We start from the raw sequence: 8,156 nt of genomic DNA, 5'->3' as shown, positions 1-8,156 counted from the left end.
ATACTACGAAACGGATATGGAGATCCAAGGGTGCATTCTGAGGCAGGCAGCCTGTTTGGTTGCTATGATATATTGATTTTAATATACAAGGGTGCGTATTTGCGCGTCAGCCACACAATCAGCGGCAAGCCGAAGGGCAGCGCCACCCATGCGTACCACGGATGGCGTTGCACCCATTTGGCGTTTAATTCCAGCGCAAATTCCGCCATGTGCGCAAACAAAAGCGCGGTCAACGCCACCAATACCGAGCCGGCCAGCAAAAACAGAAACGCTACTGTTTTGCGCGACAGGCGGCGGGTTTGGCGGATTTTGTGGGCTATGCGGCTGCCTAAAGGTTTTTTGTCTGTCATGGCCGGATGGGATAATGAAAAGATAAACGGATAAAGGCTTTTATCGGTAACACAAGCTCGGGATCAGTACGCCAAGTCAGGCTTGATATTTCAACCGTAAGACGGGCAGGAATGCCCGTCCTACGGCGAATGACTCAGGCTCTTCTTATCTCAAGCGCATATAGTGCAATTATTTAAAAACCAAACCATCGATACGGTGTAGGTTGGGTTGTAAACCCAACATTTACCTAACGTGAGTTCGGGATAAGCAGATAGAATATCTTTTTAAATTTCCGAAACGTGTTTCTTCCGGCAGACAGAATCCGCGAGGATTCGTCATTCCCGCGCAGGCGGGAATCCAGACGTTTGAGCTTCTGATACTTTAAAAACATTACAGAAATGTCAGGCTTCTGAATTCCCGCCTGCGCGGGGGTAGCGTAGCGGACTTGCGTAGCTAATGACGAAAATCTGGCGATTTTCTATCTGCGGGGATTTCGTATTATTCTGAAAATAATAAAAATATTTAAAACACTTATCCCGAATTCACGCTACCTAAACTTCCGTTGGGATTTCATCCCAACCTACTCGGTTTGGTTTTTTGATGATTCCACTATATTTCACTATATTCGTTCATTCAAAGTATAAGAATGCCGTCTGAAAACATTTTTTTCAGACGGCATTACATTTTACGATCGGTAATCGGCGTTAATCGACACATACTGGTGCGACAAATCGCAGGTATAAACCGTTGCGCTTTCTTTGCCGCGTGCCAAATCAATGCGAATGGTGATTTCGTCTTGATTCATCACCGCCTGCCCCTGCTCTTCGGTGTAGCTGGCGGCGCGGCCGCCCAGTTCGGCCACCAATACGTCGCCCAGCCACATTTTCAGCTTATCCACGTTCAAATCTTCTACGCCGGAGTAGCCGATGGCGGCGAGAATGCGGCCGAGGTTGGGATCGCTGGCGAAGAACGCGGTTTTTACCAGCGGCGAATGGGCTATGGCATACGCTACTTGGCGCGCTTCGTCGCGGCTGACGGCGTTTTCCACGTTGATGGTGATGAATTTGGTCGCGCCCTCACCGTCGCGCACAATGGCCTGCGCCAACTCCAGCGCCAGACTGCCGAGCAGGGCTTTGAGCTGTTCGTAGCGCGGGTCGGCGATGTTGTCGATTTCGCTTTGGCCGCATTTGCCGGTAGCGATGATGACGAAACTGTCGTTGGTGCTGGTATCGCCGTCCACGGTAATCGAGTTGAACGACATATCGGCGATTTCTTTGGTCATTAATTGCAACACCGGCTGGGCGATGTTGGCGTCGCAGGCGATAAAGCCGAGCATGGTCGCCATGTTCGGATGAATCATGCCGCTGCCTTTGGCAATGCCGGTGGCGCGGACGGTATGGTTTTCGCCAACCTGCCCTTCGCGGCTGGCGGCTTTGGCCACGGTATCGGTGGTCATGATGGCGCGGGCGGCTCTGCCCCAATAGGCGGGTTGCACGGTCGGCAGCGCGTGGATGATTTTATCCACAGGCAGCGGCTCGAGAATCACGCCGGTGGAAAACGGCAACACTTGCGTGGTTTTGCAGCCGATTTGGTTGGCAACGGCGGCGCAGATTTCCACCGCGTCGGCGCGGCCTTGTCCGCCTGTACCGGCGTTGGCATTGCCGGTATTAATTACCAGCGCACGCACGCCATCGTCGTCAAACAGGTGCGACTTGGCGATATACACCGGCGCGGCGCAGAAACGGTTTTGTGTAAACACCGCGCCGACATTGTTGTTGGCGGACAAAACCATCAGCGTCAGGTCGTCATGGTCGGCTTTTTTCACGCCCGCCTGCCCGACATACACCTGTACGCCGTCGATGTGCAGCAGTTGTTCGGCGGATTTGGCGGTAAGATTGACTGCCATTTGCTTGCTCCTTCAGGAAATAAATGTTTTTTCAGACGGCCTTGTGTGCATGGTAGGAAACAGGCCGTCTGAATATCAATGATTTTTAGGACACCCCGCGCTTGTCGGCTGCGGGGCAAAACCTTATCTTATTCAAATACCTAAAAACGGCAATAAAACCGGCACCAACACCGCCGTCAGTATGCCGTTCAACACCAGCCCTACACCGGCATAAGCGGCCATGCGGCGGCTGTGTTCCAGCGAAGCGGCAATGCCCATCGCGTGCGAGGCCGTGCCCATCGACATGCCGCGAGAGGAGGGCTTGTGCACCGTGCCGATTTGCAGCATTTTATACCCGGCCATCTGCCCGACCAAACCGGCGATAATCACGGTGGCGGCGGTAATGGCGGGAATGCCGCCGACAGATTCAGTAATTTCAATCGCAATCGGGTTGGTCACGGATTTGGACGCCAGCGACAACACCACTTCGCGCTCCGCGCCCAGCCATTTGGCGAGGTACACGCCGCTGACAATGCCGGTCACGCTGCCCGCCAGTTGCGAAGACACAATCGGCAGCCACTGGCTGCGGATTTTCTGCCAGTTTTGGTACAACGGCACGGCCAGCACCACCACTGCCGGTTTCAGCCAGACATCAATAAACTGCGCCGCCTCGTGGTAAGTATCATAGCCGATACCGAAAATTTTCAAATAGGCTATCAGCACCACCGTGCTGACCAATACAGGGTTGCACAAAATATAACCGGTACGGCGGCGCACCACCGCCGCCGCACCGTACACCGCCAGCGTCAGAAACAGCAGCAAGGCGGGCATTTGCAGCAGTTGCGCCGTCATTTGAGCCCCCTTACCCATTCGTGCACCTTGCCCGTTACCAGCAATACGCAAACGGTGCTGACGGCGGTAGCGGTCAAAATGGAAAACCAATCGCGTGCAATCAAATCCAAATAGCTGATAATCGCCACACACGGCGGCACGAGAAACAGGGTCAGATTCGCCATCAATACATCCGCCAACTGGCGTATCCATTCCACTTTGACCCAGCCCAGCTGCAAGGCTGCAAACAAAATGCCCATGCCGACGATACTGCCGGGCAGCTTGATACCCGCCAGCAATACCGCGCCCTCGCCCAAGGCCAGGCAGCCCAATATAATCAGCAGCGCCCGTAAAATATTCACGCGTGTTTTTCCTTTGATGATGTACACCGTTTTCAGACGGCATTCAATGTGTATTTTTGTTAAGGCTTAATCATAACGCGGCACAGGCCGTCTGAAAAGGGAAAAGCCGTCTGAAAAATCATTTTCAGACGGCCTTCTTCCGGATACGGTCATTTTTAATGGCAAAGCATTACCCCTGACGGTAAGGGTTCTCCACCCCCGCCACCAATGCTTGCAGGTATTCGCGCAGCTGCGCTTCGCCGCAGCCCATCAATAGGGCGTCTTCAAAAGCGTCTTGCGCCAGCTGGTAGAGCTCGCTCATGTTTTCGGTCATGACTTTGACTTTTTCGGTACACGAAACAATCTGACCGTTGTCACCATACCATTTGGGCATTTGCGGCATGCTCATGTTTGGTTGTTCCTCAATTCAAAAAGGCGGACGCGTCGTATTTTTTCACGCGGCGGCCGAAGGCGTATTTTGCGCTCCAGTATTTGTGGTTCAGGCTGGTGATTTCGATGTTTTTGCCCGTGCGCGGCGCGTGGATGAAGCGGTCGTTGCCGATATACAGGCCGACGTGGGAAATGCGTCCGCCGCCCATGGTGCGGAAAAACACCATGTCGCCGGGCTGTAATTCGCCACGGCTGACCGATGTTCCCATGCGCGCCTGCTCGGCGGCAGTACGCGGCAGGTTCATGCCCATGGCCTGACGGAAGATGTGCTGCATAAAGCCGCTGCAATCAAAGCCGGTGTAGGCGGACGTGCCGCCGTAGCGGTAGGCCACGCCGATTAAACCCATGGCGTTGACTATCAGTTCGTCGGCATTGCCGCTGCTGTGGTTGTAGGCTTGAACCGGACGGGCAACGGCAGGCGCAGATTTGCGTATTGGCTGCACGGTCTGCCCACCGTTTTCAAACTGGCTCAAAATCCGCTGGCGGTTGTTGACCAAATTCTCAATCTCGTCGGCGTGAACAGCCGCGCCGCCGGCAAACAGCATACAGGCGGCAGTTGCGACCGCCGTCGTTTTGACAAAAAAATTCATGTGTTACTTCCATTTTTTCAGACGGCCTTCACTACACTCCGCCCTTTATTATGCTATGCTGTATTTCGATATCTGCTTGATTGTATATAAGAAACCTAATGCTTGGCAAACCTCGGCGCGGATATTCCGTTAATCTGCTGTTTACAAACATTTTTTTAAAAGCCCAAATCTGATGATGATTCCCACTTTGCTGGCCATGCGCGACTTGTCGCGTATGCGCGAGATTATTACCGTCCTCACTAAATACGGCCTCGGCGGTTTTGTGCAGCGCATCAAGTTGAGCTATCAGAGCGACAGCCAGAAAACCAATCCCGACAGCCGCTACATGAGCACGCCGCGCCGATTCCGCATGGCGTTTGAGGAACTCGGCCCGACGTTTATCAAGCTGGGTCAGGTGTTGTCCACGCGGGTGGACATTTTCAGCGCGGAATGGATTGAGGAATTCGAGCAGCTGCAAAGCAATGTCGCGCCGATTCCCGCTGCCGACATTCATCAGCTGATTGAATCGCACTTGGGTCGGCCGGTGGGCGAAGTATTCCAATCCATAGCCCCCAAACCCATCGGCAGCGCCTCCATCGCGCAGGTGCATAAGGCGGTGTTAATCAGCGGCGAAACGGTGGCGGTCAAAATCAAGCGCCCCGACATCGAGCCGGTGATTCAGGCGGATTTGCGCATTCTGACCCATTTGGCGGGGCTGATTGAATCGGAAATCCCAGAAACGCGCCGCTACCAGCCGGTGCAGATGGTGCAATACTTCGCCCGCAGTCTGGCGAAAGAAACGGATTTGTCGGTGGAGCTGCGCTATATGCAGCGCTTCGGCAAAACCTTCGAGCAGCATGAGTTTGTGCACATTCCCACCGTTTACCCCGAAATTTCCAACCGGCAGATTTTGGTGCAGGAGCATATCTCTGATACCCTGCTGAAAAATACCGACATCGACACCATGCCGTCTGAAATGCGCGTTTTGCTCGCCGCACGCATTACCGATACCCTGTTTACCATGATTCTGCAACAGGGCTTTTTCCACGCCGACCCGCACCCGGGCAATATTTTCGTTAACGACACAGGACGGATTACCTTTATCGACTTCGGTTTGGTCGGCCACCTCAGCAGTACGCGCCGCCGCGAAATCATTGATTTGCTCAACGCGCTGACGCAAAAAGACCAATTTACCATGCAGTATGTCTTGAGCAACTGGGCGCAGGGCGATTTACCCGATGAAAACCTACTCGGCGCGGATGTGTTGGAAATGCTGCTCAATTACGAACATACGCCCGTGCGCGATTTGCGTATCAGCCAGGTTATCAACGACATTACCCAAATCATGCGCCGCCATGCCCTAACCCTACCGGGCGATTTGGTCATGCTGTTCAAAACCCTGATTACCCTCGAAGGCGTGGTCAAACGGCTGGACGGCCAAATCGAGCTCTTGGAACGTGCCAAGCCGATTGTGATGACGGCATTTAAAGAACGGGTTTCATCCGCCCATATCCTGCGCAAAAGCAAGATGTATTCGCAGATTATGCTGCAAGTGGCCGACGAATTGCCGCAAAACCTGTTCCGCCTCAGCCGCCGCCTGCAAAAAGGCCAAATGGGGCTGACGCTGGATTTCAAGCGTTTCGACCAACTGAGCCACCAAATCGACCGCGCCACCAACCGCCTGACGATGGGGATTGTTACCGCCGCACTGATTATCGGCTCGTCCATCGTCATGAGTATTGAAACCGGCCCGAAATTTATCGGTTTCCTCGGCTATCTGATTGCCTTTGCCAACAGCATGTGGATTATGTGGTCGATTTGGCGCTCGGGGAAACATTGAGGCCGTCTGAAAATCATCGGTTTTTCAGCTTCAACCGTAGGGTACGTTAGCCGCCTAAAGCGGCGTAACGTACCGATTAGCGGATATTTGATGATTGCTGTTGCTGCAAATATTCGCTACCCGGCGCAATACGGCGTACCGCCTATTGCACCCTACCTGCTTCCTGTCGCGAGATGCAGGCCGTCGGAAAACCAGCATTTTCCGACGGCCTTGATTTATCTGCCCATCGCAACCATATAGCTGACATTCCGATATTAATGCTTTGAAACAGAGAACATCATGACGCAAAATACCCCCGCCGCCATCAACCATGCCGACTGCCGCACGCGCTTTATTTTCGATGATATGCCCGTGCGCGGCCTGCATGTGCGTTTGGAAAAAGTCTGGCAGCACATCGCCGGTCAAAAACACTACCCCGCCGCCATCCGCCGCGCCTTGGGCGAGCTCTTGGCTGCCGGTACGCTCTTGTCCAGCAATTTAAAAATCGACGGCACTTTAATCGTGCAAGTGCAAGGACAAGGCCGTCTGAAAATGCTGGTGGTGGAAGCCACTTCCGAACAAACCGTACGCGCCACCGCCCGTTGGGATGAAACCGCCGCCATCGGCGAAGAGGAAAGCCTGACCGATTTATTGGGCGAAAACGGCGTATTCGTCTTAACCCTGCAGCCGAAAGACGCCGAGCCGTGGCAGGGCGTGGTGCCGCTGGAAGGCAGTGACATCGCGCAAATGCTGGTCAACTACATGAAGCGTTCCGAACAGTTGGATACGCATATCGTATTGGCCGCGTCCGAACAAGCCTGCGGCGGTCTGTTGGTGCAACGTCTGCCGGAAGAAGAACTGGATGCCAACGCGTGGGAACACGTCAGTACGCTGGCGCAAACCGTAACCGCCGAAGAATTGACCACGCTGGATGCGCACAACGTCTTGTACCGCCTGTTCCACGAAACCCCGCCGCGCGTCTTTGAGCCAGAAGCCATCGAATTTGCCTGCACCTGCTCGCGCGGCAAAGTCAGCGACATGCTGCTGATGTTGGGTGGAGAGGAAGTCGGCGGCGTAGTGGCCGAACATGGCAGCATTGCGGTGGACTGCGATTTCTGTCATGAAAAATATGTGTTTGACGAAACCGACATCAACGCGTTGTTTGGGGCGGATGTGGTGAATACGGTGCGGCAGGAAGCGCAGCGTTTGCAGTAAAACGGTATCCGTCGTAGGGCGGGGTATCCCCGCCACACACAATATCGCTCATAATGGCGGGTTGCCCCGCCCTGCCCTACTATCAACAAAGGCCGTCTGAAAATGAGGATTTTCAGACGGCCTTTGTTATAGCTCAAATTTTAAACCGGATTATTTTTTGTTCAAAGAATCACGGATTTCACGCAGCAGCAATACTTCTTCGCTCGGCTCTGCCGGAGCTTCTTCGGCCGGAGCTTTTTTCATGCTGTTCAGGGCTTTTACCACGCAGAAAATGGCAGCAGCTACAATCAGGAAGCTAATGATATTGTTGATAAACAGACCTAAGTTCAAAGTGACCGCGCCGTCGGCTTGAGCGGCCGCCAAAGTTGCGTAACCGGCTTCGCCCGCGCCTTTTGCGCCGTCTTTCAGCGTCAGGAACAGGTTGGAGAAGTCCACACCGCCAATCAAAATACCGATCGGGGGCATGATTACATCGTCAACCAATGATTTAACGATGGCGCTGAACGCAGTACCAACCACCATACCGACGGCCAGATCGACCACGTTACCGCGCATGATAAACTCTTTAAATTCTGAAGCAATAGACATTTGAACACTCCTGTATGTTTGGTGTAAGTAAATAATTAGGGGCTGTACTAGATAATTAGAGCAAATTACCTTTTACTAACTGTTTCAAAATAGAAATTTGAGATTTTATTTCACTGTTGTTAAAACGC

At 53.4% G+C, this 8,156-nt stretch carries 8 protein-coding genes and 1 pseudogene; 2 read left to right on the top strand and 7 right to left on the bottom strand.

Features of this window, described 5'->3' with window-relative positions; all coding sequences use genetic code 11:
- Nucleotides 1–89 precede the first annotated feature (89 nt).
- The 6 genes and pseudogenes from J2T37_RS11215 to J2T37_RS11190 form a co-directional block, all read right to left on the bottom strand.
- Nucleotides 90–350, bottom strand: a pseudogene (locus tag J2T37_RS11215) (chloride channel protein); the annotation flags it as partial.
- 665 nt (nucleotides 351–1,015) lie between these two features.
- Nucleotides 1,016–2,236, bottom strand: a complete 1,221-nt coding sequence (gene argJ, locus J2T37_RS11210) for a bifunctional glutamate N-acetyltransferase/amino-acid acetyltransferase ArgJ (protein WP_253355949.1) — start codon at nucleotides 2,234–2,236, stop codon at nucleotides 1,016–1,018.
- 132 nt (nucleotides 2,237–2,368) lie between these two features.
- A complete protein-coding gene (locus J2T37_RS11205) occupies nucleotides 2,369–3,067 on the bottom strand; it encodes an LrgB family protein (RefSeq protein ID WP_253355946.1) in 699 nt (232 codons plus the stop codon).
- Complete coding sequence (locus J2T37_RS11200) at nucleotides 3,064–3,408, bottom strand: CidA/LrgA family protein (RefSeq protein ID WP_253355944.1); 345 nt, start codon at nucleotides 3,406–3,408, stop codon at nucleotides 3,064–3,066. Before J2T37_RS11200 ends, J2T37_RS11205 begins: the two co-directional genes overlap by 4 nt.
- 169 nt (nucleotides 3,409–3,577) lie before the next feature.
- The gene (locus J2T37_RS11195) at nucleotides 3,578–3,796 is read right to left on the bottom strand and encodes a hypothetical protein (RefSeq protein ID WP_253355942.1); all 219 of its coding nucleotides are present in this window, start codon (nucleotides 3,794–3,796) and stop codon (nucleotides 3,578–3,580) included.
- A 13-nt stretch (nucleotides 3,797–3,809) separates the two neighbouring features.
- Nucleotides 3,810–4,427 (bottom strand): C40 family peptidase, encoded by a 618-nt coding sequence (locus J2T37_RS11190; RefSeq protein ID WP_253355940.1) that lies wholly within the window; start codon nucleotides 4,425–4,427, stop codon nucleotides 3,810–3,812.
- A 172-nt stretch (nucleotides 4,428–4,599) separates the two neighbouring features.
- Between J2T37_RS11190 and J2T37_RS11185 the strand changes: the two genes are divergently transcribed.
- Nucleotides 4,600–6,246, top strand: coding sequence for an ABC1 kinase family protein (locus tag J2T37_RS11185; RefSeq protein ID WP_253355938.1), 1,647 nt, complete (start codon nucleotides 4,600–4,602; stop codon nucleotides 6,244–6,246).
- A gap of 279 nt (nucleotides 6,247–6,525) precedes the next feature.
- Complete coding sequence (gene hslO / locus J2T37_RS11180) at nucleotides 6,526–7,440, top strand: Hsp33 family molecular chaperone HslO (protein ID WP_253355935.1); 915 nt, start codon at nucleotides 6,526–6,528, stop codon at nucleotides 7,438–7,440.
- Between the two features lie 150 nt (nucleotides 7,441–7,590).
- Here hslO and mscL read toward each other — a convergent pair whose 3' ends face one another.
- The gene (gene mscL, locus J2T37_RS11175; RefSeq protein WP_253355934.1) at nucleotides 7,591–8,028 is read right to left on the bottom strand and encodes a large conductance mechanosensitive channel protein MscL; all 438 of its coding nucleotides are present in this window, start codon (nucleotides 8,026–8,028) and stop codon (nucleotides 7,591–7,593) included.
- Nucleotides 8,029–8,156: the final 128 nt, after the last annotated feature.

Source organism: Neisseria perflava (assembly GCF_024170405.1).
Classification (GTDB): Bacteria; Pseudomonadota; Gammaproteobacteria; order Burkholderiales; family Neisseriaceae; genus Neisseria; species Neisseria perflava_B.
The sequence above is the reverse complement of the archived record's forward strand: the minus strand, read 5'-3'. Positions and strand labels throughout refer to the sequence as shown.

Coding starts and splice junctions, on each gene's coding strand:
- argJ (WP_253355949.1), bottom strand. CDS start 2,236: ATGGCAGTCAATCTTACCGCCAAATCCGCCGAACAACTGCTGCACATC.
- J2T37_RS11205 (WP_253355946.1), bottom strand. CDS start 3,067: ATGACGGCGCAACTGCTGCAAATGCCCGCCTTGCTGCTGTTTCTGACG.
- J2T37_RS11195 (WP_253355942.1), bottom strand. CDS start 3,796: ATGAGCATGCCGCAAATGCCCAAATGGTATGGTGACAACGGTCAGATT.
- J2T37_RS11190 (WP_253355940.1), bottom strand. CDS start 4,427: ATGAATTTTTTTGTCAAAACGACGGCGGTCGCAACTGCCGCCTGTATG.
- J2T37_RS11185 (WP_253355938.1), top strand. CDS start 4,600: ATGATGATTCCCACTTTGCTGGCCATGCGCGACTTGTCGCGTATGCGC.
- hslO (WP_253355935.1), top strand. CDS start 6,526: ATGACGCAAAATACCCCCGCCGCCATCAACCATGCCGACTGCCGCACG.
- mscL (WP_253355934.1), bottom strand. CDS start 8,028: ATGTCTATTGCTTCAGAATTTAAAGAGTTTATCATGCGCGGTAACGTG.